The sequence below is a fragment of the Dactylosporangium sp. CA-052675 genome (genome assembly GCF_050947935.1).
Lineage (GTDB): Bacteria > Actinomycetota > Actinomycetes > Mycobacteriales > Micromonosporaceae > Dactylosporangium.
In genome coordinates this window covers 3,314,810-3,336,947 of record NZ_CP192010.1, presented here as the reverse complement: position 1 = coordinate 3,336,947, position 22,138 = coordinate 3,314,810, and the positions used below count along the sequence as shown (strand labels likewise).

Annotated in this window: 21 protein-coding genes and 1 pseudogene; 5 read left to right on the top strand and 17 right to left on the bottom strand. The window is 72.4% G+C overall.

Features of this window, described 5'->3' with window-relative positions:
* Window position 1 precedes the first annotated feature (1 nt).
* Window positions 2-1,369, bottom strand: a complete 1,368-nt coding sequence (locus tag ACQP1P_RS15205; RefSeq protein WP_433087176.1) for an ABC transporter substrate-binding protein — start codon at window positions 1,367-1,369, stop codon at window positions 2-4.
* Window positions 1,370-1,823: 454 nt separating this feature from the next.
* Here ACQP1P_RS15205 and ACQP1P_RS15200 point away from each other — a divergent pair, with 454 nt between their 5' ends.
* Window positions 1,824-2,417: a TetR/AcrR family transcriptional regulator gene (locus ACQP1P_RS15200; RefSeq protein ID WP_433087174.1), complete on the top strand. Its 594-nt coding sequence runs from the start codon at window positions 1,824-1,826 to the stop codon at window positions 2,415-2,417.
* Window positions 2,418-2,529: 112 nt separating this feature from the next.
* Here ACQP1P_RS15200 and ACQP1P_RS15195 read toward each other — a convergent pair whose 3' ends face one another.
* The 11 genes and pseudogenes from ACQP1P_RS15195 to ACQP1P_RS15145 all read right to left on the bottom strand — a co-directional run bounded on the left by ACQP1P_RS15195 (window position 2,530) and on the right by ACQP1P_RS15145 (window position 11,948).
* Window positions 2,530-3,354: an SDR family NAD(P)-dependent oxidoreductase gene (locus ACQP1P_RS15195; protein WP_433087172.1), complete on the bottom strand. Its 825-nt coding sequence runs from the start codon at window positions 3,352-3,354 to the stop codon at window positions 2,530-2,532.
* 13 nt (window positions 3,355-3,367) lie between these two features.
* The gene (locus ACQP1P_RS15190; RefSeq protein WP_433090010.1) at window positions 3,368-4,618 is read right to left on the bottom strand and encodes an acyl-CoA dehydrogenase family protein; all 1,251 of its coding nucleotides are present in this window, start codon (window positions 4,616-4,618) and stop codon (window positions 3,368-3,370) included.
* Window positions 4,619-4,647: 29 nt separating this feature from the next.
* Window positions 4,648-5,622 (bottom strand): NADPH:quinone oxidoreductase family protein, encoded by a 975-nt coding sequence (locus ACQP1P_RS15185; protein WP_433087170.1) that lies wholly within the window; start codon window positions 5,620-5,622, stop codon window positions 4,648-4,650.
* Between the two features lie 12 nt (window positions 5,623-5,634).
* Window positions 5,635-6,423 (bottom strand): enoyl-CoA hydratase family protein, encoded by a 789-nt coding sequence (locus ACQP1P_RS15180; RefSeq protein WP_433087168.1) that lies wholly within the window; start codon window positions 6,421-6,423, stop codon window positions 5,635-5,637.
* A complete protein-coding gene (locus tag ACQP1P_RS15175) occupies window positions 6,420-6,953 on the bottom strand; it encodes a MaoC/PaaZ C-terminal domain-containing protein (RefSeq protein WP_433087166.1) in 534 nt (177 codons plus the stop codon). Before ACQP1P_RS15175 ends, ACQP1P_RS15180 begins: the two co-directional genes overlap by 4 nt.
* Entirely contained in the window at window positions 6,950-7,423 is a 474-nt protein-coding gene (locus tag ACQP1P_RS15170; RefSeq protein WP_433087164.1) for an FAS1-like dehydratase domain-containing protein, read from the bottom strand. The genes ACQP1P_RS15175 and ACQP1P_RS15170 overlap by 4 nt, the downstream gene beginning before the upstream one ends.
* A 60-nt stretch (window positions 7,424-7,483) precedes the next feature.
* A pseudogene (locus ACQP1P_RS15165) lies at window positions 7,484-8,277 on the bottom strand (SDR family oxidoreductase).
* Complete coding sequence (locus ACQP1P_RS15160) at window positions 8,274-9,149, bottom strand: SDR family NAD(P)-dependent oxidoreductase (protein WP_433087162.1); 876 nt, start codon at window positions 9,147-9,149, stop codon at window positions 8,274-8,276. The pseudogene ACQP1P_RS15165 and the gene ACQP1P_RS15160 overlap by 4 nt, the downstream one beginning before the upstream one ends.
* A gap of 2 nt (window positions 9,150-9,151) precedes the next feature.
* Window positions 9,152-10,258 carry an NAD(P)H-dependent flavin oxidoreductase gene (locus tag ACQP1P_RS15155; protein ID WP_433087160.1) on the bottom strand — a complete coding sequence of 369 codons (1,107 nt, stop codon included), beginning with the start codon at window positions 10,256-10,258 and terminating at the stop codon, window positions 9,152-9,154.
* Window positions 10,255-11,091, bottom strand: a complete 837-nt coding sequence (locus ACQP1P_RS15150; protein ID WP_433087158.1) for a CoA-transferase subunit beta — start codon at window positions 11,089-11,091, stop codon at window positions 10,255-10,257. The genes ACQP1P_RS15155 and ACQP1P_RS15150 overlap by 4 nt, the downstream gene beginning before the upstream one ends.
* The gene (locus ACQP1P_RS15145) at window positions 11,088-11,948 is read right to left on the bottom strand and encodes a CoA transferase subunit A (protein WP_433087156.1); all 861 of its coding nucleotides are present in this window, start codon (window positions 11,946-11,948) and stop codon (window positions 11,088-11,090) included. The genes ACQP1P_RS15150 and ACQP1P_RS15145 overlap by 4 nt, the downstream gene beginning before the upstream one ends.
* Window positions 11,949-12,119: 171 nt before the next feature.
* Between ACQP1P_RS15145 and ACQP1P_RS15140 the strand changes: the two genes are divergently transcribed.
* Complete coding sequence (locus tag ACQP1P_RS15140; RefSeq protein WP_433087154.1) at window positions 12,120-12,881, top strand: enoyl-CoA hydratase/isomerase family protein; 762 nt, start codon at window positions 12,120-12,122, stop codon at window positions 12,879-12,881.
* A 4-nt stretch (window positions 12,882-12,885) separates the two neighbouring features.
* Here the strand turns inward: ACQP1P_RS15140 and ACQP1P_RS15135 are convergent, their stop codons facing one another.
* Window positions 12,886-13,701, bottom strand: a complete 816-nt coding sequence (locus ACQP1P_RS15135) for a sugar phosphate isomerase/epimerase family protein (protein WP_433087152.1) — start codon at window positions 13,699-13,701, stop codon at window positions 12,886-12,888.
* A 223-nt stretch (window positions 13,702-13,924) separates the two neighbouring features.
* On the opposite strand from ACQP1P_RS15135, the gene ACQP1P_RS15130 reads away from it, so the two are divergent.
* Window positions 13,925-15,001 carry a phosphotransferase family protein gene (locus ACQP1P_RS15130; protein ID WP_433087150.1) on the top strand — a complete coding sequence of 359 codons (1,077 nt, stop codon included), beginning with the start codon at window positions 13,925-13,927 and terminating at the stop codon, window positions 14,999-15,001.
* A gap of 43 nt (window positions 15,002-15,044) precedes the next feature.
* Here ACQP1P_RS15130 and ACQP1P_RS15125 read toward each other — a convergent pair whose 3' ends face one another.
* Entirely contained in the window at window positions 15,045-16,646 is a 1,602-nt protein-coding gene (locus ACQP1P_RS15125) for a FadD3 family acyl-CoA ligase (RefSeq protein ID WP_433087148.1), read from the bottom strand.
* 131 nt (window positions 16,647-16,777) lie between these two features.
* On the opposite strand from ACQP1P_RS15125, the gene ACQP1P_RS15120 reads away from it, so the two are divergent.
* Together ACQP1P_RS15120 and ACQP1P_RS15115 are read left to right on the top strand one after the other, a co-directional pair.
* Complete coding sequence (locus ACQP1P_RS15120) at window positions 16,778-17,932, top strand: acetyl-CoA C-acetyltransferase (protein ID WP_433087146.1); 1,155 nt, start codon at window positions 16,778-16,780, stop codon at window positions 17,930-17,932.
* The gene (locus ACQP1P_RS15115; protein ID WP_433087144.1) at window positions 17,929-18,744 is read left to right on the top strand and encodes an SDR family oxidoreductase; all 816 of its coding nucleotides are present in this window, start codon (window positions 17,929-17,931) and stop codon (window positions 18,742-18,744) included. Before ACQP1P_RS15120 ends, ACQP1P_RS15115 begins: the two co-directional genes overlap by 4 nt.
* 96 nt (window positions 18,745-18,840) lie before the next feature.
* Here ACQP1P_RS15115 and ACQP1P_RS15110 read toward each other — a convergent pair whose 3' ends face one another.
* Genes ACQP1P_RS15110 through ACQP1P_RS15100 form a run of 3 tightly spaced genes read right to left on the bottom strand, consistent with a single transcriptional unit; the run spans window position 18,841 to window position 22,009 of the window.
* Window positions 18,841-19,962, bottom strand: a complete 1,122-nt coding sequence (locus tag ACQP1P_RS15110) for an acyl-CoA dehydrogenase family protein (RefSeq protein ID WP_433087142.1) — start codon at window positions 19,960-19,962, stop codon at window positions 18,841-18,843.
* Window positions 19,963-19,971: 9 nt separating this feature from the next.
* On the bottom strand, window positions 19,972-21,120 hold the full coding sequence (locus tag ACQP1P_RS15105; protein WP_433087140.1) for an acyl-CoA dehydrogenase family protein: 1,149 nt from the start codon (window positions 21,118-21,120) through the stop codon (window positions 19,972-19,974).
* Window positions 21,121-21,157: 37 nt separating this feature from the next.
* Window positions 21,158-22,009, bottom strand: coding sequence for an SDR family oxidoreductase (locus tag ACQP1P_RS15100; protein WP_433087138.1), 852 nt, complete (start codon window positions 22,007-22,009; stop codon window positions 21,158-21,160).
* Window positions 22,010-22,138: the final 129 nt, after the last annotated feature.

Genomic DNA, 22,138 nt, shown 5'->3' with positions numbered 1-22,138 from the left:
GTCAGCTGCCCGCGGCGGCGAGGTTCTTGGCGTCCGCGGCGAGCCCGTCGACGGTGTCCTTGACGCCGGCCTGGCCGAGCAGCATCGCCTGGAGCCGGTCGCCGACCTTGACCTGGAACGAGGCGTACCACGGGGCGACCCGCGCCGGGACCACGTCGCTCTGGTTGGCGAAGGCGTCCTCCAGCTTCGGCATCTCGTAGTAGTCCGGGAACGCGGCCAGGAAGTCCTTGTCCTTGAACAGCCCCGGGTACGGGCCGAGCAGCGCCGCCGCCTTCGCCCAGGACGTGAAGGTGGAGTACTTGCCGTCGTTGTCCTTCCAGCCGTAGAACTTCAGCAGCTTCCAGGCGTCCTCGGCCCGCGCGCCGCCGGCCGTGGCCCCGATCTGGATGACCTCACCGATCTGCAGCGTCTTGCCGGTGATGCCGGGGTGGCGGTACGAGATCGTGACGTTCTTGGACTCGGGCCCCTCCGTCGTGCGGATGATCTGCAGGAAGTAGTGGTGCAGCGTGTAGAACGTGGAGTTGCCCTGGGCCATCGCGGTGACGTGCGCCCCCGGGTCGGCGGTGAGCACCTCCTTGGACGTCAGCCCCTCCTGGTACATCGCCTTCCACCACTCCATGACGCTCAGCGTCCTGGGGTCGTCGGCGAAGACCGGGGCGCCCTTGGCGTCGAACGGCGTGATCCCGTCGGCCAGTAGGTAGACGAGGAGGTACTCCTCCAGGAACTGCTTGGTCCAGTAGCCCGCGTACGGGCTGGGCACCCCGGCGGCCTTGAGCTTCTTGCACTGCTCGTACACCTCCTCCTTCGTGGCCGGAGGTGCGCTGATGCCGTGTTTCTGCAGATGGCTCTGGTTGTACATGAGGCTGTGCACGGCGGAGAAGTAGGGGACGCTGATGATCCGGCCGTCCGCGAGCCGGTGCCGGGCCGCCGAGGCGGGGAACATGTCGCCCAGCATGTCCTCGACGCCGGCGAACTTGTTGAGCGTTGCGGCCCAGCCCGCGTCGACGTACTTGGTCGAGGCGTAGGCGAAGTTGTAGAAAACGTCGATCGCCTGGCCGCCCTGCAGACGCGTCTGCAGGGCCGGGCCGTAGCCGACGTTCGGGATGAGGGACAGCTCCGTGCCCACGCCGGACTGGTCCTTGAAGGACGACAGCAGGGCGCGGATCTGATCGGGGTACGCCTCCCAGGCGGTCATCGACAGCGTGCCGGGAGTGTCGTTGGTCTTCGGCGTGGACGCACCGCCGCACGCAGCGAACAGCGATGCCGTGGGAACGGTCAGGCCCGCCGCGAGCGCGCCGCGCAGCAGGCTCCGACGGGAGATCGACGTGCTGGTCGAGAACAAGCCCGGGATCGGGCGCCGCTCATCCATGTGACCCTCCGGCCGGCCAGACGGTTCATATACATGAACCGAAGTTCCGAGTTGAGCATTCGTACCAGGTCAGCGAGGCGCAGGCAAGAGGCGACTTCATCAACGCGCACACCGCCCACGCGCCATCGCCACCGGCCCCGACGCTCCCCGGCAACGCGCGGTCGACACACGGGCCGGCACGGGACGACACTCCACAGTGGACCGATCTGGAGCCTGGAATCGATCGCGCTGGACCGGCGGTTCCGGGCCCCGCGGCAGGCGGGCGCGTCCGAGGCGCGGCCCGGACGCTGCCGTCACACTCATGCAACAGGCACTTGGTAGCGTTGGGCCGACCTTCACGGGCAACGGCCCAGGCGACAGCGGCACTGACGGCATCGACGCCGGTCGGCGGCGATCGCCGCATCCGCGCGGCCTGAGCACCACATTGTCCCGTTCGACCGTTTGCGAGGAACCATTGGCGCGAGAGCCTGGAGACCGGCGCGAGACGATTCTCGACAGCGCCGCAACCCTGTTCGCCCGCAAAGGAGTGGCGGCGACCACCGTCCGCCAGATCGCCGACGACGTCGGGATCCTCTCCGGCAGCCTCTACCACCACTTCAGCTCCAAGGAGGCCATGGTCGACGAGATCCTCTCGTCGTTCCTGCGCGACCTCAGGGATCGCTACGCCAGGGTGCTGTCGCAGAAGGCGGACGCCCGCGTCCAGCTGCACGACCTGGTCGCGGCGTCGCTGGAGGTGGTCGAGGCGCACCCGCACGCCGCCGAGATCTACCAGAACGACCTCAACTACCTGCTGGGCATCGAGCACTTCTCGTACCTGCGCAGCGCCGGGCGCGAGGTGCAGGACGCCTGGCTCAAGGTGATCGACGCCGGCATCGCCGAAGGCGTCTTCCGCGACGACCTGGACTCGAAGATCCTGTACCGGCTGATGCGCGAGGCGATCTGGCTCTCGGTACGCTGGTTCAAGCCGAGCCGGGCCTACCCGATCGCCAAACTGGCCGAGGACGCCACCTCCTTGTTCCTGGACGGTCTCACCGCCAAGACCGCCTGAGACGCCCGGCCGAGCGCGAGCGGTGCCGGGAACACCGGCGCCGCCCCGGCCACCGGAACCGCCACTCCCGGCAGAAGGCGATCTGTTCCCGGGCAGTCTCCGGCCGAGCCGGTCAGGCCTCGTTGGGCATGTTGGTCCAGCCCTTGCGGTCCGCCCGGCCGTACCAGCCCGAGGCGGCCAGCGTGCCGCCGTCCACCGGGATGGTGTGGCCGGTCACGAACCGCGCGTCGTCGGAGGCCAGGAACTCGACCACGGCTGCGTAGTCGTCGGCGACACCGAATCGCCCGAGCGGCAGCCAGGTGCGGATCAGCGCCGGGTCACGGCCGCGGAGCATCGCGGCGGCCGGGGTCTGCGACGTGTCGGCGAGATCCGGGGCAATGGCGTTCACCCGCACCCCGTGCTGGCCGACCTCGACCGCGAGGCTCTTGGTGAACGCGGAGACGCCGGCGTTGTAGGCGGAGTAGACGGCGTGCCCGGGAATGCCGCGGAACGCCTCGACCGTCGAGTTGTTGACCACCGCGCCGGAGCGCTGCTCGACCATGACCGGCAGCAGCGCCCGCGTCACGCGGAAGACATGCAGCAGGTTCACCTCGTACAGCTCCTGCCACTGCGCCTCGGTGCTGTGCAGGAACGTCCTGGAGGCCGGGCGGAAGTCACCGACGTTGTTGACGAGGACGTCGATCCGGCCGTCGCCGGCCCGCAGGGCCGCGGCTCGCAGCGCCTCGACCACCTCGGGCTTGCGGATGTCGCCGACAAGTGTGTGGCACCGGCCGCCGCCGGCCGTGATCTCGCCGGCCGTGGCCGCGGCCGCGGCCTCGTCGATGTCGTTCAGCACCACCGTCGCGCCGGCCGCGGCGAGCCTGCGGCTGATGCCACCGCCGATCCCCAGCGCACCGCCGGTCACGACGGCGATCTTGCCTGCCAGCCGCTGCGTCATGGTCGGGTGCATCTCAGCCCCGCCCCGCCTCGGCGGCGACGGGCGGCGCCGTGTCACGGTAGCGGCGTAGCTGCGTGCGGGCCACCGTGCGCAGGTGCACCTCGTCCGGGCCGTCGGCGATGCCGAGGATCCGGGCGCTGGCCCACATCCGGGCGATCGGGAAATCGTCGGTGACCCCGCCGCCGCCATGGGCCTGGATCGAACGGTCGAGCACGTTGCGGGCGACCCGTGGCGCGACGACCTTGATCGCGGCGATCTCGGTCGCGGCGCCCTGGACCCCGACCCGATCGATGAGCCACGCCGCCTTCAGCACGAGCAGGCGGGCCTGCTCGATCTCCATGCGGGACTCGGCGATCCAGTTGCGGATCACGCCCTGCTCGGAGAGCGGGCCGCCGAACGCCTCGCGGGCCATCGTCCGGCGCACCATGAGCTCAAGGCCGCGCTCGGCCATGCCGAGGCAGCGCATCGCGTGGTGGATGCGGCCCGGCCCGAGGCGGGCCTGGGCGATCGCGAAACCGTCGCCCTCGGCGCCGAGCAGGTTCGTCACCGGCACCCGCACGTCGTCGAACCGGATCTCGCAGTGGCCGTGCTGGTCGTGGTAGCCGAAGATCGGCAGGGAGCGCACGATCGTCACCCCGGGGGTGGCGACCGGCACGAGAATCATGGACTGCTGCCGGTAGATGTCCGCCTGCGGATCCGTCTTGCCCATCAGCACGAGGATCTCGCAGCGCGGGTCCGCCGCGCCCGTCGTCCACCACTTGCGTCCGTTGATGACGTACTCGTCCGCGTCGCGCACGATCGAGGTGGAGATGTTGCGGGCGTCGGAGGAGGCCACGTCGGGCTCGGTCATCGAGAAGCCGGAGCGCATCGTGCCCTCGAGCAGCGGTGTGAGCCACCGCTGCTGCTGCTCGGGCGTGCCGAACATGTGCAGCAGCTCCATGTTGCCCGTGTCCGGCGCGGCGCAGTTGAGCGCCTCCGGGGCGAGGTAGGGCGAGCGCCCGGTCTCCTCGGCGAGGTAGGCGTACTCGACGTTCGTGAGGCCCGACAGGGCAGGCAGGAAGAGGTTCCACAGACCCAGCCGGCGCGCCGTGGCCTTCAGCGCCTCGACGACCGGCGGCAGGACGTGGGACACGCCCCCGTTCGCGCGGGCCGCGGCCCCGAGCTCGTCGGCGTACACCTTCTCCGCCGGGTACACATGCTCGGCCATGAACGCGCGCAACGTCGCGAGCAGCTCGCTCGAGCGCGAGCCGGGGCCGAGATCCATCCGGGTCAGGTCGGTCGCGTCAGCCACCGTCACTCCTTGCCTGCGTGCACACGGAGGGCGATCTTGCCGCGAGCGCCCCGGTTCATCACCGTGGTGAGCGCGCGGGCGGCCTCCTCGAGCGGGAAGACTTCGCTGACGTGTGGCCTCAGCCGACCGGCAGCGACCGACTCCAGCAGCGTCGTCATGTTCGCGGCGTTGGCCTCCGGGTTGCGCTTGGCCCAGGCGCCCCACAGGACCCCCAGCACCGCGCCCTCGGTGAGCAGCAGCCGGTTGATCTTGATCTGCGGGATCCCGCCCGCCGCGTAGCCGACGGTGAGGAACCTCCCGCCCCAGGAAAGGGCCCGTAACGCCGCGGTGGCGGCGTCGCCACCGACCGGGTCGTAGACGACATCGGCGCCGGCGCCACCGGTCAGCTCGCGCACCGTGGCCGTCATGTCCTCGTAGCCGATGGCGTGGTCGGCCCCGTGCGCCAGGCACAGCGCACGCTTGTCCTCGCTCGAGGCGGCCGCGATCACGGTCGCGCCGAGCACCTTGCCGATCTGCACGGCGGTGAGGCCGACACCGCCGGAGGCGCCGAGCACGAGCAGCGTCTCGCCGGTCGCGAGGCCGGCCCGGTCGACGAGCCCGTGGTAGGACGTGCCGTAGACGACGGAGATCGTGCCGGCCTCGACGAGGTCGATGCCCTCGGGCAACCGGTGCACCATGCGAGCGTCAACGAGGACCTGCTCGGCGTAGCCGCCGATGCCGCAGAAGCCGATGACGCGGGTGCCGACGGGCGGGCCGGTCACCCCGTCGCCGAGCGCCGCGACCGTGCCGGCGACCTCGCAGCCGGGCACGAACGGCAGCTCCGGCTTCGTCTGGTAGGTCCCGGCGACGATGAGGCCGTCGGGGAAGTTCACCCCGGCGCCGACGACGTCGACGAGCACCTGCCCGGGGCCGGGCCGCGGCGGCGGCCCGTCCGCCATCGTGAGCACCTCGGGACCCCCGAGCTCACGGACCACCATCGAACGCACGGCTCAGCCCTCGCGGCCCGAGCGCGCCGCTTTGTCGGTGCCGGCGAACTCGTCGCGGATCCGGTCGGCGACCCCGGTGAGGTTGAGCTCGAATGTGAAGCCCTGTTCGAAGCGGTAGCTGCGGTTGACGTCCCACAGGTCGATGCCGTTGAGCGAGGCCTTCGCGGCCCGGATGACGGTGGGGTTCTTCCCGGCGATCTGCGTCGCGACGGCGAGCGCCGCTTCGCGCAGCTGTTCGCGAGGCACGACGCTGTGGACCGAGCCGTACGCGTGCAGCTCCTCAGCGGTGGCCGTGGCCGAGGTGTAGACCATGGCGCGCATCCGGTGCTGGGGCACCAGCCGGGACAGGTGGGTCGCGGCCCCGAGGGCGCCGCGGTCGACCTCGGGCAGGCCGAAGGTGGCGTCGTCGGAGGCGACGATGACATCGCAGTTGCCGACCAGTCCGATGCCGCCCCCGAGGCAGAAGCCGTTGACGGCGGCGACGACCGGGACGGGGCACTCGTAGACGGCCTTGAACGCGGCGTAACAGCCGCGGTTGGCGCCGACCAGCGCGGTGAACCCGTCGGTGCGCTGCATCTCCTTGATGTCGACGCCGGCGTTGAAGCCACGGCCCTCGGCGCGCAGCACGACGACCCGCACCGACTCGTCGGCGCCGGCCGCGTCGAGGGCGGAGGCGAGCGCGAACCAGCCGGCCACCGGCAGCGCGTTGACCGGCGGGTTGTCCACCACGATCTCGGCGATCCCGTCCGGGTGGATGCTCGTCGTCACGGACGGGTGGGTCGTGGGGGTCATCCCTGCTCCTCGGTGGTTCCGGGCCGCTCGCCGGTCTCGGGGGCCGCGCCCGCGAGGGCGGCGGCAAGGTCGGCGTCGGGCAGCACGAACGTCGCCCATACCGTGACGGCCGTGTCGCCGGTCTGCCGCCGGCAGGTCAGCTCGACGTCGACGCGGCCCTCACGACCGTCCTCACCCTCCAGCACGTAGGTGCGACGTGGAACACCTTCGAGCGTGAGGCTGTCGCCGGGCCACACCTGGGCCAGGAACCGGATGCGGAAGTCGCGAACGTTGGGGCCGCCGAGCCAGTCGGTGGCGAAGGTGCCGAGCAGGCTCGCCTGCCACATGCCCACCGAGAAAGGGCTCGGGAACCCGGCGGCCCGGGCAAAGACCTCGTCGTGGTGGATCGGGTTCATGTCGCCCGAGGCGCCCTGGTAGCGGACGAAGTCGGTGCGGGTCACCGGGCCCTGGGTGCGCGCCGGCGGGGTCGCCGGGACGGGCAGGTCGACCTCGGTCGTGCGGGGCCGATTCGTGGAGGTCGTGTCGCTCAAGCGGAGGCTCCGTCCTGGGTCGCGGCCCCGGCGGCCGGCGGGCGGGCCGTCTCGACACCGGTGAGCTTGGCCTGCGCGACGAGACGCCCGGTCTCGTCGCGGAAGTCGGTGTACATCACGGCGAAGGTCATCTCACCGCCGCGGCGCCCCACCTTGGTGTAGATCTCGCCGATGCGCGACTGGCAGGTGAGCCTGGTCCCGGCGCGAGGCGGCTCGCCGAAGAAGGTGTACTGCTGCTCGGCATGCAGGCCGCGCTGCTGGTCGAGCTCGACCGCGGACCACGGGTTGGAGTCCTCCTCCTGCCAGAAGAAGGTCGTCGTGAGGAACGTCGGCTGCACGACCGGGTTCTCCTCCTGCCGGTAGGCCGCGTCGGCCGCCCCGGTGGCCAGCGCGAACTCGCGGATCTTGCCGCGCTCGACGTCGAGCCGGAAGGGGGCGCCGGTGACGCCCTGCGCGTCGGGGTTGGCCACGACGGGCTCCTTTCGTCGGTCAGGTGCGGCGCCGGCGGTGCCACCGGCGCGCACCGGCGGTCACGGGTGCTGGCTCGAGACGGACACGACCTCGCCGGTCATGTACGACGAGTAGTCACTGGCGAGGAAGACGATGACGTTGGCGATCTCCCACGGTGTCGCCGCGCGGCCGAACGCCTCCTGGGCCGAGAGCTGGGCGAGCAACTCGTCACTGGTCACCTTCGCCAGGTGGGCGTGCATCGCGATGCTCGGGGACACCGCGTTGACCCGGATGCCGTGCTCGGCGACGTCGAGGGCCGAGCACCGGGTCAGCGCCATGACGCCGGCCTTCGCCGCGGCATAGTGGGCCTGCCCCTTCTGCGCGCGCCAGCCGATGACGGACGCGTTGTTGACGATGACCCCCTTGCCTTGGGGGATCATGTGCCGCAGTACCGACCGGGTCGCCTTGAACGTCGAGGTCAGGGTCACCGCCAGGACGGAGTCCCACTGCTCGTCGGTCATGTCCTGCACGGCCGCGGTCCCGCCGAGGCCGGCGTTGTTGACCAGCACGTCGATGCCGCCGAGCTCGGCGGCGACGGTGTCCATGAGGTGGTCGAGCCGGGCCTGGTCGGTGACGTCGCAGGGGACCGCGAGCGGCCGGCTGCCGGTGAGACGCTCGAGGTGGTCGGCCGACTCGGCGAGGCGGCGTTCGTGACGGTCGCTGATGGCGACGCGCGCGCCCTCCTCGGCGGCGCGGCGCGCCGTCGAGAAGCCGATGCCGGTACCGGCCGCGGCGGTGACGAGCACCGAGCGCCCGCGCAGCAGGCCGTGGGCGGGGCCGGCCCAGTCGGCGGCGGTGGGGTGACCGGTGTCAGCCACGGGTGGCCATCTCCTTCGCGATCTCCTCGACGCTCCAGCGGGCGCCCTTGTCGATGGTCCAGTCGTAGCTCCAGGGCGCGAAGCGACGGATCTCGCCGCCCTTGGCGTAGTACACCTCGCCGGTCACCGGGGCGGCGGCGGTGAGCAGCCAGGCCACGAGCGGGGAGACGTTGCCGGGGTGGTACACGTCGAACGCGGCGGGGTCGGCCGGGGCGGCGACCATCTCGGCGATGCCGGGCAGGTCCTGGGTCATCCGGGTGCGCGCGACCGGGACGATCGCGTTGACGCGCACGCCGTACCGGCCGATCTCCTGGGCGAGGATGACGCTCAGCGCGGCGATGGCGGCCTTGCCCGCGCCGTAGTTCGTCTGCCCGACGGCGCCGATGAGCCCGGACGTCGAGGAGACGTTGACGATCGAGGCGACCGGCTGGTTGCCGGCCTTGGACTCGGTGCGCCAGTGCTCGGCGAACACCCGGCACGGCGCGAACGTCGCACGCAGCTGGCCGCGGATCACGGCGTCCCAGTCGTCCTCGCTCATGTTGACGAACATCCGGTCCCGCAGGATGCCGGCGTTGTTGACGAGGCCGTCGACGCGCCCGTACGTGCCGCGGGCGAGCGCGAGCAGCTCGCGGGCCCCCTCGATGGTGGAGGCGTCCGCGGTGCTGGCCACGACCTGCCCCCCGGCGCTGGTGATCTCGGCGGCGACGGCCTCGATGACCGAGGGGTCGCCGCCGGTGCCGTCGGCGGCGGCGCCGGTGTCGGTGACCACGACCGAGGCACCCTCGGCGGCGGCGAGCAGCGCGTGCTCACGGCCGAGGCCGCGGCCGGCACCGGTGATGACGACGACGCGTCCCTGCAGTGCTGCCATGACTAGTCCTCCTTGTGCGCGGCCGGGACCGGCGCGGGCGCGCCCAGCCGGCCGAGGATCCGGGTGGCCTCGCCGATGATGCGGTCGATGAGCTCGGCGACGCTCGGGACGTCGTCGATCAGTCCGACGACCTGGCCGGTGGCCATGACCCCGACGTCGGTCCGGCCCTGCAGCAGGGCCGACCGGTAGAGCATCGGAGCGTTGGCCGCCATGACGACCTGGCTCCACGTCAGGTTGTGGGCCTTGCGCATGGCCAGGCCCTCCCGGACCATGTCGCCCCACGGCGTGCCGGACAGCTTCTGGAAGGCGAAGGCGTTGCGCACGGCCCGCAGCAGCCGGCCGGGGGCGGAGGTGCGCTCCAGCTCCTCGATCGTGCCGGCGCGCAGCACGCGCTGCGGCACGCCGTCGACCTGCAGGGTCAGGACGGTGTCGTTGACCGTCTTCGACAGGTAGACGTCCTTGACCGATGGCTGGACCGGCGAGTCGCTGGTGAGCAGGAAGCGGGTGCCCATGGCGATGCCCTCGGCACCGTAGGCCAGCGCGGCGACGAGGCCGCGACCGTCGAAGAAGCCGCCGGCGCCGATGACCGGGATGTCGACGGCGTCGACGACCTGGGGCAGCAGCAGGCTCGTGGGCACGCCGCCGGTGTGGCCGCCGCCCTCACCGCCCTGCACGATGACGGCGTCGGCGCCCCACGCGGCCACCTTCTCGGCGTGGCGGCGCGCGCCGATCGACGGCACGACGACGAGGCCGGCGTCCTTGCACTTGGCGATGAGCTGCTGCTTGGGGGCCAGGGCGAAGGAGGCGACCTTGACGCCGGCCGAGATGAGCAGGTCGATGCGCTTGACGACGTCGGGCTGGTCGGCGCGGATGTTGACGCCGAACGGCGCGTCCGTGCCGGCCTGGATCTGCTCGACGGCCACGACGAGCTCGTCGTAGGACAGCAGGCCGGCGGCGAGGATGCCCAGCCCGCCGGCGTTGGCCGTCGCGGTGGTCAGGCGCACGTCGGAGACGTAGCCCATGCCGGTCTGGACTATCGGGTAGCGCACCCCGAACAGGTCGGTCGCCCGGGTGCGCAGCGTCGGATGCAGTTCCTGGGCCGGGCTCATCCGGGGATCTCGCGGTCGCGCAGCGAGCGGGGGTCGATGACCTCGCGGATGAGGCGCAGCTCCTCGGCGCTCGGCTCGCGGGTGGCCGGGACCTCGCCCTCGACGTGCACGTCACAGCCGGTGGCCGCACGGAACTGCTCGAGCGTGACGCCGGGGTGCAGGCTGAGCAGGCGCATCGCGCCGTCAGGGCCGCCGAAGTCGAGGACCGCGAGGTTGGTGACGACACGGCGCAGGGCGTGGTACGCGCTCGCGGCCGGGCCCGCGGCGCGGGCGTTGTCGGTGCCGACGCCGGAGACCATGTCGACGGCCGGGACGAAGACGCGCGCGGAGTGGTTGGGCACCCAGTAGCTGGTCGGGTGGCAGACGCTGTTGCCGGGGGCGCCGCGCACGCCGACCAGCTGGACCTTGGGCCGGGCGTAGTCGCCGATGGCCGAGATGTTGGTGTTGCCGTGCCCGTCGATCTGGGTCGGGATCATCATGACATGCCGCTTGCCGTGCCAGACGAGGTCGAAGATCGTGCGGAACGGGCTCCAGCCCTCCACGACGACGCCCTCGGTGGCGTGCGGGTCCGCGCCGATCTGCCAGCTGCCGGAGACGAAGCGGGCCTCACCGTCGGTGAGCAGCAGGTCGGGGGCGACGGTGAGGCGGGCGAGGCGGACGCCGATGGCCGGGATCGTGCCGAAGGCGCTGGCGATGAACTCGCCGTCGCCGGCGAACGCGTCCGCCACGGCGATCGCGCAGTACTCGGCGCGAGTCACCGGCGCATCGGTGGTCGTGGTGGCGCTGTCGCTGCTCGCGGGCTGCTCCGCGGACTCGGTCACGGTGTTCCTCATGCAACCTCCTCGGCTGGGGCGGCCACGGCCGCCTGGTAGTCATCCTCGGTACCGGACAGGTACCGCTTCTCGAAGGCGGCCCAGGCCTGCCGGTCGCCGGCGGCCTTGACGTACTCACGCTGGAAGGCCTCGTCGCGCTCGTAGTCGGGGCTGCAGGAGGTGAAGTGCGCGCCGTTGGGAGTCTCGACGACACCGGTGACGAGCTGACGGTTGATCTTGATCGTTGCCGGGTGCGCGGCGGCGCTGAGCTCCGCCGTGGACACGATCCGCTCGCAGGACATGAAGGCCTGCTCGGCGGCGAGGCAGTAGAGGTCGTCGAAGTACGGGTCGGGCCCGAGGAACTGGCCGTTGCCCTGGGCGTCGGCGCGGTTCATGTGCACGAGGGCCACGTCGAGGCGCAGCGGCGGCATGGCCACGAGCCGCTCGGTGCCGTACGGGTCCTGGACGAGCTTGAGGCCGGGGTTGTGCTTCATGACGTCCGAGCCGAGCCCGGCGCGGGTCGGCAGGAAGGGCAGCCGGATGCCGGCCGCGTACAGCCCCCACTGGAGCATGCCCTCGTCGTACTCGGCGACCTCGATGGCGCCCTGCTGTCGCGCGGCTCGGAAGTGCGGGTCGAGGGCGATGCTGTCGAGGGAGACGAAGCCGAAGACGACCTTCTTCACCTTGCCGGCGGCGCAGAGCAGGCCGACGTCCGGCCCGCCGTAGCTGACGACGGTCAGATCCTTGAGGTCGGAGCGCAAGATCTCGCGCACGAGGGCCATGGGCTTGCGCCGCGAGCCCCATCCCCCGATGCCGACGGTCATCCCGGATTCGAGCCGCGACACGGCGTCGCGGGCTGTCAGAGTCTTGTCGGCCATATGTCCCTCATCGTGGCGAATGTCGGGGCGCTGCTCCAACGCGGTGGCGAGCGGCGCGAAGGGCGAGTCGCGTGCCGGGCATGCGTGCTGATCGCCGAAGCAAGCGCTTGGTTGGTACCATAACAGCCCCCGGGAACCGGTCAAGGCCCTGACGCGAAGGAGGCTGCAACAATGGCCACAGTGGTGTGCGAGCGCGTCGACGCGGTGGGCGTCATCAGGATCAACCGGCCGCACGTGCGCAACGCCCTCGACCCCGACACCCTCCTGGCGATGACCGACGCCCTGCTCGGCTACGACGCGGACCGGGGTGTGCGCACGGTCGTGCTGACCGGCACCGGCGAGCTGTCCTTCAGCGCCGGGATGGACCTGCGCGCCGCGGCCGAGGGACGGCTGGTCGACGTGGCCCGCACCCCGCTGACGCTGCTGCGCGGCGGCTACCGCAAGCCGGTCATCGCCGCGGTGAACGGGCCGGCCGTCGGCGGTGGCTTCGAACTCGCCCTCGCCTGCGACCTCGTCGTCGCGGCCGAGCACGCCTACTTCGCACTGCCCGAGGTGGGGCGCGGCATCGCCGCCTCCGAGGGCGGCACCGACCTGCCCCGCCGGCTGCCGCTCGCCGTCGCCCTGGAGCTCGGGCTGACGACCGAGCCGCTGACGGCGGCCCGCGCCCACCAGCTCGGTCTGGTCAACGCCGTGGTCCCCGCCGACGAGGTGCTCCCGCGCGCGCTCGAGCTCGGCGCCCGGATCGCGACCCACTCCCCGGCGGCGGTGCTGGCGACCAAGCGGCTCATGCACCTGAGCCTGGACCCCCGCGAAGGCAACCTCGCCGCCGTCAACCGGCTCGCGACCCTCGACCTGCTCGCCGGGCCGGATGCCGCCGAGGGCGCGGCCGCGTTCGTCGCCAAGCGGCCGCCGCGGTGGACCGACGTGCCCTGAGCGCTCAGGGCCGCGCCGCCGCGATCTGCTCGCGCATCCACGCGATCGAGCGGGTCACCGCCGACTCGGCGCCTTCGGCCTCGATGGCCGGGCCGAGCAGCTCGACGTCGACGATGCCGGCGTAGCCGGCCCGCAGGACGGTCCCCAGCAGCGCGGCCATCGGCAGGTCGGCGTCCCCGGGCACCCACCGATTCGGGAAGGTCGAGGTGCCGACCCGGAAGTCGGAGACCTGCAGGATCTCGATCTGCCCGACCCGCTCGCGGACCAGGTCGGTCAGGCCCCGCTCCTGCCAGCAGCAGTAGAGGTCGAGGCAGATGCCGATGCCGCACAGGTCGGCCAGGGCGAGGGCGTCCCGCGCGGTGTGGGTGAAGCTGAGATCGCACCTGAACGGCAGGGTGTTCTCCACGCCGAGGCGCACCCCGTGCTCGCGGGCGGTGGCCACGACCGGGGCGATCCGCTCGGCGAACCGCTCGGCCGCCTCCTCCCACGTCAGGTGGGCCGACGGGCCCGACGTGAGGTAGACGAGGTCGGCCCCGAGCGTACGGGCGTTGACCACGCCGGCCTGCAGCGCCGCGACCTGCCGCGCCCAGCCCGGCTCGTCGTCCGGGTGCGCGGTGAAGGCCTGCACGAGGTAGCCGAGGCCTACGCCGTGCTCGGCGATCAGGTCGCCGAGGGCCGGCACACCGAAGGCGGCGACCTTGCCGCACTGCAGGCCGACGAGGTCGGTGCCGGTGCGCCGGTACATCGCGATCTCCGCGGGCAGCGCCCAGGACATCGCGGCCATGCCACTGACACAGGTCGGGTTGATCGTGGCGGGCATCGGGCTCCTGTCGGTTCGGGGATCGTTCGGATGTAGGTCGCACAGGCTCCGGTGCCGGGCACGTCGGCCCCGGACATCCGGCCTCAGCCCGCCGGCGGCGCCGGCGGCGCCGACGACGACCCCACGGCCGAACGCGCGCCTCCACCACGGGCAGGAGGTGTCGCGAGCATATCGAACCAACCAAGCGCTTGCTACACTCGTCCGACGACGAGGAGGCGCTCCCATGACAGCAGCAGGTAACGCCCGGACGGCTCCGGTCCCGACGGGCACCACCCGGCCCGCCGGGCTCCCGGCGGGGGTCGACGCCTGGCTCAGCCGCGCCGTGCCCGAGCTCCAGGGGGACCTGCGACACGAGCTCATCGCCGGGGGGCGCTCCAACCTCACCTACCGGACCACCGACGCGACCGGCCGGGTCGTCGTGCTGCGACGCCCACCGCTCGGCAACCACCCCGCCACCGCGCACGACGTGCTGCGCGAAGCGCGAATCCTGCGGGGCCTGCACGGCCACCTCCCGGCGCCGCGAGTGCTCGCCGTCGAGGAGACGGGCGAAGTGGCCGGCGCTCCGCTCGTCGTGCTCGAGCACCTCGACGGCACGATCCTGCGCAGCCCCGCCGACGTTGCGCGGCACACCACCGAGGCCGACCGCGCGCTCATCGGCCCGACACTGGTCGACGCCCTCGCGGCCCTGCACGGCCTCGATCCGCAGCTCGCCGGACTGGGGGGTCTGGCCCATCGCCGTGACTACCTCACCCGCCAGCTCGGGCGCTGGCACGAGAACTGGCGGCGGACCAGGATCCGCGACCTGCCCGATCTGCACACCGCGCACGAGCACCTCGTGGCCACGGCCCCCGAGCAGTCCCGCTCGGGGATCGTGCACGGGGACTTCCGCCTCGACAACTGCGTGCTCGACCACCAGTGGCGGGTGCAGGGTGTGCTCGACTGGGAGCTGACCACGGTCGGGGACCCCCTGGCCGACGTCGGCCAGCTGCTCGTCTACTGGGCGCAGGCCGAAGACGAGGCCCGTGCGCTGCACGACCCGGCCACGGTCCTGCCCGGCTTCTCGACCCGGGACGAGCTGCTCGCCCGGTACTGCGCCGCCACCGGCACCGACCTGGCCCGGATCGAGTACTTCATCGCCTTCAACTGGTGGAAGACCGCGTGCATCATCGAGGGCGTGCACACCAGGGTCGCCCAGGGCGCGATGAGCGGCGGCGACCGCACCGCGGCCTCGTTCGCCGGGCAGGCGGCCGCCCTCGCGGGCCGGGCGGCGACCCTCGCGGCCGCGCTGCGCCGGCGCTGACCCTCGCCCGGCCGACGTTCCGCGCGGCCCGCGAACGCCGGGCTCACCGGGTGAGCTTGAACTTCTGGATCTTCCCGCTCGGCGTTCGCGGCAGGGTCTCGACGATACTGTAGCTGCGGGGGCGCTTGAAGTTGGCCAGCCGGTCCCGGCACCACTGCGCGAGCGCGTCGACGAGCGCCGACTCGTCCCCGCTCCAGTCGGGAACGGTCTGCACGAAGGCGCTGCCGACCTCACCCATCCGCGGGTCGGGGACCCCGACGACGGCGACGTCGGAGACCGCGGGGTGCTCGCGCAGCACGCGCTCGACCTCGGCGGGGTAGACGTTGAAGCCCCCGTTCATGTAGACGTCCTTGATCCGGTCGGTGATGCGAAGGTACCCGTCCTCGTCGACCCAGCCGACGTCACCGGTGTGCAGCCAGCCGTCCTCGTCGATGACCTCCGCGGTGGCGGCCGGGTCCTCGAAGTAGCCCAGCATCACGTTGTAACCGCGCACGAGGACCTCGCCGGCCTCCCCGGCCGGCAGCGTCTGCCCGTCGGCACCGGCGATCCGCAGCTCGGTACCCGGGATCGCCCGTCCGCAGCTTGTCGAGATCCGCTCGAGGTCGGTGTCGGGCGGGCACACGGTCGCGGTGCCGCACGTCTCGGTCAGCCCGTAGGCGGTGATGACGTCGCGGAAGCCGAGCTCCTCGCGCATCCGGTGCAGCAGCGGGACCGGCACGACCGTGGCCCCGGTGACGGCCAGGCGCACGGAGCTGAGGTCGTAGGCGCCGAGGCCGGGGTGCTCGAGCAGGGAGCTGTAGACGGTGGGCGCGCCGGGGAAGACGGTTACGCGCTCCCGCTCGACGAGGCGCAGCACGGTCTCGACGTGGAACACGGCGACCGGGATGATCGTGGCGCGCATGAGCAGGCAGGCCAGGATGCCGGCCCGGTAGCCGAAGCTGTGGAAGAACGGGTTGACCATGAGGTAGCGGTCGCCGCGCCGCAGCCCGACGAGCCGGGCCCACTCCAGGTCGACGCGCAGGTTCGAGGCGTGCGACACCATCGCACCCTTGGGGTAGCCGGTGGTGCCCGAGGTGAACAGGATGTCGGCCATGCCCTCGGGGTCGAGGGCGGCGATCCGTCCGTCGATGATGCCGGGGTCGACCTGGCCGGCCGGCGCGGTGAAGTCGGCCAGGGACCACACGCCGTCACCGGCCCGCTCGCGGCCGGCGGACAGGTCGACGACCGTGCGCACCGAGGGCAGCAGCGGCACGGGCTGCCCGATGGCCGGTGGCGGCCCGTCGCCGCGCAGCGCGGCCAGGTAGCCGGCGCCCAGAAAGGTGTCGTCGAGGATGACCATCGCGGCCTGGACCTTGGCGATGGCGTACCGCGCCTCCTCCCCGCGGAAGCGTGTGTTGAGGGGGCACAGCACGCCCCCGGCGGCCAGCACGCCGAGGGCGCTGACGACCCAGTCGGCGCTGTTCGGGGCCCAGACGACGACGCGGTCCCCGGGCTCGAGACCGTGCGCGACCGCGGCCCTGGCGAAGCGGGTGACGGCCGCGTCGAGCTCGGCGAAGGTCATCCGCACGTCGCCGTCGACGAGGGCCTCGACGTCGGCGGCGTCCTGCGCGGCCTGCCGCAGCAGGGCGGGGATCGTGGTCAACACGTCGCGCACTCTCCTCAGGCGGAACCGGTCCTTGTCAGGAACGGATCGTAGCCGACCAACCAAGCGCTTGCTAGACTGGCACGGCGACGCCGGCCACACCGCCGGCGAGGCAGCCACAGGAAGGGAACTCGGTGGCAGAGGCATACATCGTGGACGCCGTCCGCACCCCCGTCACGCGACGCGGCGGCGCGCTCGCCGGCATCCACTCCGCCGACCTGGGCGCCGCCGCGCTCACCGGTCTCATGCGCTCCTCGGGGGTCGACCCCGGCGCGGTGGAAGACGTCGTGTTCGGCTGCGTCGACACCATCGGCTCGCAAGCCGGTGACATCGCCCGCACCGCCTGGCTCGCCGGCGGCCTCCCGCAGCACGTGCCCGGGGTCACCGTGGACCGGCAGTGCGGCTCGAGCCAGCAGGCGGTGCACTTCGCCGCCATGGCGGTCATGGCCGGAGTCAACGACGTCGTCGTCGCCGGGGGCGTGCAGAACATGAGCGCCATCCCCATCTCGGCCGCGATGCTCAGCGGGCAGCAGTACGGCTTCGACAACCCCTTCTCCGGGTCCACCGGCTGGCGCGAACGCTACGGCAACGAGGAGATCTCGCAGTTCCGTTCGGCCGAGATGATCGCCGAGAAGTGGGACATCAGCCGAGAGGACATGGAGCGCTTCGCCCTGCGCAGCCACGAGCGGGCCCTGCGGGCCATCGGCGAGGGCCGCTTCGCCCGTGAGATCCGCGCCGTCGGCGATGTCGACACCGACACCTGCCCGCGCGAGTCCACGAGCCTGGAGAAGATGGCCGCCCTCGACCCGCTCACCCCGGGCGGGCGGATCACCGCCGCCGTGGCGAGCCAGATCTGCGACGGCGCGGCTGCGCTGCTCATCATGAGCGAGCGCGCCGTGGCCGAGCACGGGGTGACCCCACGCGCCCGGATCCATCACCTGTCGGTGCGCGCCGACGACCCGGTGTGGATGCTCACCGCCCCGATCCCGGCCACCGCCCACGCCCTCGATCGCACCGGGCTGTCGATCGAGGACATCGACCTGTTCGAGGTCAACGAGGCGTTCGCCTCGGTCGTGCTCGCCTGGATCAAGGAGACGGGGGCCGACCCGGAGCGGGTCAACGTCAACGGCGGCGCCATCGCCCTGGGTCATCCCCTCGGTGCCACCGGCGCCCGGCTCATGACCACCCTGCTGCACGAGCTCGAGCGCACCGGCGGCCGCTACGGCCTGCAGACGATGTGCGAGGGTGGCGGCCAGGCCAACGTGACCATCATCGAGAGGCTCGGATGACCCAGTCCCGCACCACGCCCGTGCCGCACGGGGGCGTCGACCTGACCGGCCAGGTCGCCCTCGTCACCGGCGGCACCCGTGGCATCGGCGCCGAGATCACCCGCACGTTCCTCGAGGCCGGGGCCCAGGTGCTCGTGTGCGGCCGCAGCGAGCCCGAGCGGCTGCCCGAGGCCGGCGGACGCTCGGCCGCCTTCGTCCAGTCGGACGTGCGGGACCCGGAGCAGGCCAAGGCCCTCGTCGCCGCGGCGGTGGACCGGTTCGGCCGGCTCGACATCCTGGTCAACAACGCCGGTGGCGCGCCGAACGCCGACACCGCGACGGTCTCGCCCCGCTTCGTCTCGGCGATCGTCACGCTCAACCTGCTCGCTCCGTTTTACGTCGCCCAGCCGGCCAACGAGGTCATGCAGCGTCAGGGCGGCGGGACGATCATCAACATCGGCTCGGTCGCCGGGGCCAACCCGGCCCCGGACACGGCCGCGTACGCCGCCGCCAAGGCGGGCCTGACGATGCTGACCCGGTGCCTCGGCATCGACTTCGCGCCGGCCGTGCGGGTGAACCAGGTGACGGTCGGTCTCGTGCGGACCGAGCTGTCGCACCTCTACTACGGTGACGAGGCGGGACAGGAGCGCGTGGCCCGGACGATCCCCATGCGGCGGATGGCCACCCCGGCCGACGTCGCCGCGGCCTGCCTGTTGCTCGCCTCGCCGCTGACCGGCTACATCACCGGCACGGAGATCGTCGTCGGCGGCGGCGGCGAGATCCCGTCGCGCCACCTGGCCGCCCTGCCGCCCGGCACCGGTCCGCTCGGCTGAGCCGGCGGGGTACGCACGGCAGAAGAGGGGGTCCACACCGACGTGTGGACCCCCTCTGCCGTGCGCTGCCGCCCGCCGTGGACGCCGGCCACCGGCTCAGAGACCGGCGAGCGCGGCCACCTCGGCGCGAACCGCCGGCGGGGAGCCGGCCAGCAGCTGGGCCGACTTGCCGCGCTTGAAGAACAGGTGCGCGTCGTGTTCGAAGGTGAACCCGATGCCACCGTGCAGCTGGATCGCCTCGGCCGCGACGGTCATCAGCGCGTCGGTGCACACGAGCTTGGCCAGTGCCGCGTCGTGGGAGCGGGTGGCGGCGCCGGTGCGCAGCGTTGTGACGAGGTGCTCGGCCGTGGCTCCCGCTCCGGCGACGGCGACGGCGAGGTCGGCGCAGCGGTGCTTGAGGGCCTGGAACGACCCGATCGGGCGGCCGAACTGCTCGCGGACCTTGAGGTACCCGACGGTGAGGTCGAGGCAGGCGCGGGCGGCGGCGGCCGACTCCAGGGCGAGCATGGCGCGCACGTGGTCGAGCAGCACCCGGGCCCCCTCGCCGCCGGGGGCGTCGACCCGGGTGGCGGCGGCTTCGCGGAGATGTACCGTGCTCAGCCGGCGGGTCTGGTCGAGCGTCATGTGGGTCCGCACGTCCACCCCGTCGGCGGCCCGGTCCACGGCGTAGACGCCCAGCCCACCGCCGCCGTCCCGGGCGGTGACGAGGACGACCCGGGCGGCTTCGGCCCCGGCGACGAGGGTCTTGGCCCCGCTCAGCGCCCACTCGTCCCCGGTGCCGCCGGCCCGGGTGGCGGTCTGCTCGAGGTCCCAGCCCGCGCCGTCCTCGGCGAGTGCGACGGCCAGGGTCAGCTGCTCCTCCACGACGCGCGCCAGCAGGGGCTCGGCGCTCGGGCCGATGGCGCGGCCGGCGAGGATCGCGGTGAGGCTCGTCGCGAGCGCGCCGGGCACGAGCCGGGCCCCGAGCTCCTCGATGACGGCGGTTGCGGCGCCCACGTCGAGGCCGAGCCCGCCGAGGTGCTCGGGCACGACGAGTCCGAGCAGGCCCAGCTCGGCCGTGAGCAGCTCGTGCAGCCGCGGGTCGTAGCCCTGCGCCCCGACCATGACCTCGTGGGTACGGCGCAGGTCGGCCCGCTCGTCGAGCACCTCGGCCACGGAGGCGCGGATCTGGGCCAGCTCCTCGACCACCGGGTGAGGGGCGGTGTTCGCTTCGGTCAACGTCCCCACCTATCGCGGCAGGCCGAGCAGGCGCTCGGCGATGATGTTGCGCTGAATCTCGTTGGAGCCGCCGTAGATCGTGTTGGCTCGGCTGAACAGGAAGTGGGTCTGGGCGTCGTCCAGCTCGTACCCGGGCCCGGTGAGCAGCGCCCCGGCCCCTTCGACGTCGACCGCGAGCTCGCCGAGCGAGCGGTTCCACGTGGCCCATTGCAGCTTGGAGATCGACGCCTCCAGGCCGGACACGCCTTCACCGGCGGAGGCCAGCAATCGCACGGCCGAGTGCCGCATCACCTGGAGCCCGATGTAGGCCTCGACGAGGCGGTCACGCAGCGCCGGCTCCTGCCAGGCGCCGTTCTCGTGAGCCCGGGCGATCACGGCATCGAGACGCCGGCGGAAACCGATCTGCTGGCCGAGGGTGGACACGCCGCGCTCGAAGCCCAAGGTGCCCATGGCGACCTTCCAGCCCTCCCCCTCGGCGCCGACGCGGTGCTCGGCGGCGGCGACGGCCCCGTCGAAGAAGACCTCGTTGAACTCGCTCGTGCCGGTCAGCTGGGTGATCGGGCGCACCGTGATGCCGGGCTGGTCCATCGGCACGAGCAGGTAGGACAGGCCGGCATGGCGAGTCGAGCCGGGGTCGGTGCGGCACAGCACGAAGCACCAGTCGGCCAGGTGCGCGAGCGAGGTCCACACCTTCTGCCCGGTGATGACGTAGGTTTCGCCCCGGCGTTCGGCGCGGGTGCGTACCCCGGCGAGGTCCGAGCCCGCGCCGGGCTCGGAGTAGCCCTGGCACCAGATGTCCTCGCCGCTGGTGATGCCGGGCAGGAACCGTGCCTTCTGCTCGGGTGTACCGAAGGCGAGCAGGGTCGGTCCGAGCAGTTGCTCGGACATGTGCCCGAGCCGGCCGGGGGCCCCGGCGCGGGCGTACTCCTCGTGGAAGATGACCTGCTGGGCCAGGTTCGCCGGGCGTCCGCCGTACTCGCTGGGCCAGCCGAGACCGATCCAGCCGGCCCGGCCCAGGTGGCGCTCCCACTCGCGGCGCAGCTCGTGCGCCTCGTGCTCCCGCCCCTCCCCGCCGGTGCCGACGGCCTCCGCGAACGGCCCGGTGAGGGCCTCGTGCAGCCAGCCGCGGATCTCGGCCCGGAACTGTTCGTCGCTCACGGGTGCGCCGGTGGCCGGCGCCGCGTCCGCACCCATGTCAGGCGCCGTAGACGGGGGTCGGCGGCTCGGAACGGGCGATGAGGTCGGCGATCGCGGCGGTGAGCTCTTCCGGCTCCCATCGCTCGCCCTTGCTGGCGGCCGGCCCGTGGCGCCAGCCGTCGGCGAGCGAGACCTCACCGCCGGCCACCTCGAAGACGGCCCCGGTCACGGCCCGCGCGGCGTCGGAACCGAGCCAGACCACGAGGGGCGAGACGTTCGCCGGGTCCATCGCGTCGAAGCCCGTCTCGGGGGCGGCCATCGCCTCGGCGAAGACGGCCTCGGTCATCGGGGTGCGGGCCGAAGGGGCGATCGCATTGACGACGATGCCGTAGCGGGCCCACTCGGCGGCCGCGATCTGGGTCAGGGCGGCGATCCCGGCCTTGGCGGCGCCGTAGTTGCCCTGCCCGACGCTGCCCATGAGCCCGGCGCCCGAGGACGTGTTGACGACGCGCGCGGCGACCTGGCGGCCGGCCTTGGCCTCGTCCCGCCAGTAGGCGGCGGCGTGGCGCATCGGGACGAAGTGGCCCTTGAGGTCAACCCGCAGGACGAGGTCCCATTCCTGCTCGCTCATGTTGACCAGCATCCGGTCGCGGTTGATGCCGGCGTTGTTGACGAGGGTGTGCAGCCCGCCGAAGGTCTCGACGGTCTCGCGCACGAGGCGCTCACCGTAGGCCCAGTCGCTGACGTCGCCGGTGCTGACGACCGCCCGGCCGCCGGACGCGAGGATCTCGTCGGCGACGGCCTGGGCCGCCGCCCGGCTGCTTTCGACGTCGTTGACGACGACGTCGGCGCCCTGCCGGGCGAACTCGAGGGCGTGGGCCCGGCCCAGTCCCTGTCCAGCACCGGTCACGATCACCGTTCGCCCTGCGCAGAAGCCCCTCACGACGTGCCCTTTCACTCGAGATGCGGTCAGACAACCACATCCGGTACTGGCCACGCAAGCAAGCGCTTGGTAGGGTGCGGGCAACCGACGAAAAGG

Bases quoted from the DNA above. Each gene is read 5' to 3' on its own strand.
- ACQP1P_RS15205 (WP_433087176.1), bottom strand. From the start codon at position 1,369: ATGGATGAGCGGCGCCCGATCCCGGGCTTGTTCTCGACCAGCACGTCG.
- ACQP1P_RS15180 (WP_433087168.1), bottom strand. From the start codon at position 6,423: ATGACCCCCACGACCCACCCGTCCGTGACGACGAGCATCCACCCGGAC.
- ACQP1P_RS15140 (WP_433087154.1), top strand. From the start codon at position 12,120: ATGGCCACAGTGGTGTGCGAGCGCGTCGACGCGGTGGGCGTCATCAGG.
- ACQP1P_RS15155 (WP_433087160.1), bottom strand. From the start codon at position 10,258: ATGAGCCCGGCCCAGGAACTGCATCCGACGCTGCGCACCCGGGCGACC.
- ACQP1P_RS15190 (WP_433090010.1), bottom strand. From the start codon at position 4,618: ATGGATCTCGGCCCCGGCTCGCGCTCGAGCGAGCTGCTCGCGACGTTG.
- ACQP1P_RS15115 (WP_433087144.1), top strand. From the start codon at position 17,929: ATGACCCAGTCCCGCACCACGCCCGTGCCGCACGGGGGCGTCGACCTG.
- ACQP1P_RS15135 (WP_433087152.1), bottom strand. From the start codon at position 13,701: ATGCCCGCCACGATCAACCCGACCTGTGTCAGTGGCATGGCCGCGATG.
- ACQP1P_RS15185 (WP_433087170.1), bottom strand. From the start codon at position 5,622: ATGGTGGTCCGTGAGCTCGGGGGTCCCGAGGTGCTCACGATGGCGGAC.
- ACQP1P_RS15195 (WP_433087172.1), bottom strand. From the start codon at position 3,354: ATGACGCAGCGGCTGGCAGGCAAGATCGCCGTCGTGACCGGCGGTGCG.
- ACQP1P_RS15145 (WP_433087156.1), bottom strand. From the start codon at position 11,948: ATGGCCGACAAGACTCTGACAGCCCGCGACGCCGTGTCGCGGCTCGAA.
- ACQP1P_RS15160 (WP_433087162.1), bottom strand. From the start codon at position 9,149: ATGGCAGCACTGCAGGGACGCGTCGTCGTCATCACCGGTGCCGGCCGC.
- ACQP1P_RS15150 (WP_433087158.1), bottom strand. From the start codon at position 11,091: ATGAGGAACACCGTGACCGAGTCCGCGGAGCAGCCCGCGAGCAGCGAC.
- ACQP1P_RS15130 (WP_433087150.1), top strand. From the start codon at position 13,925: ATGACAGCAGCAGGTAACGCCCGGACGGCTCCGGTCCCGACGGGCACC.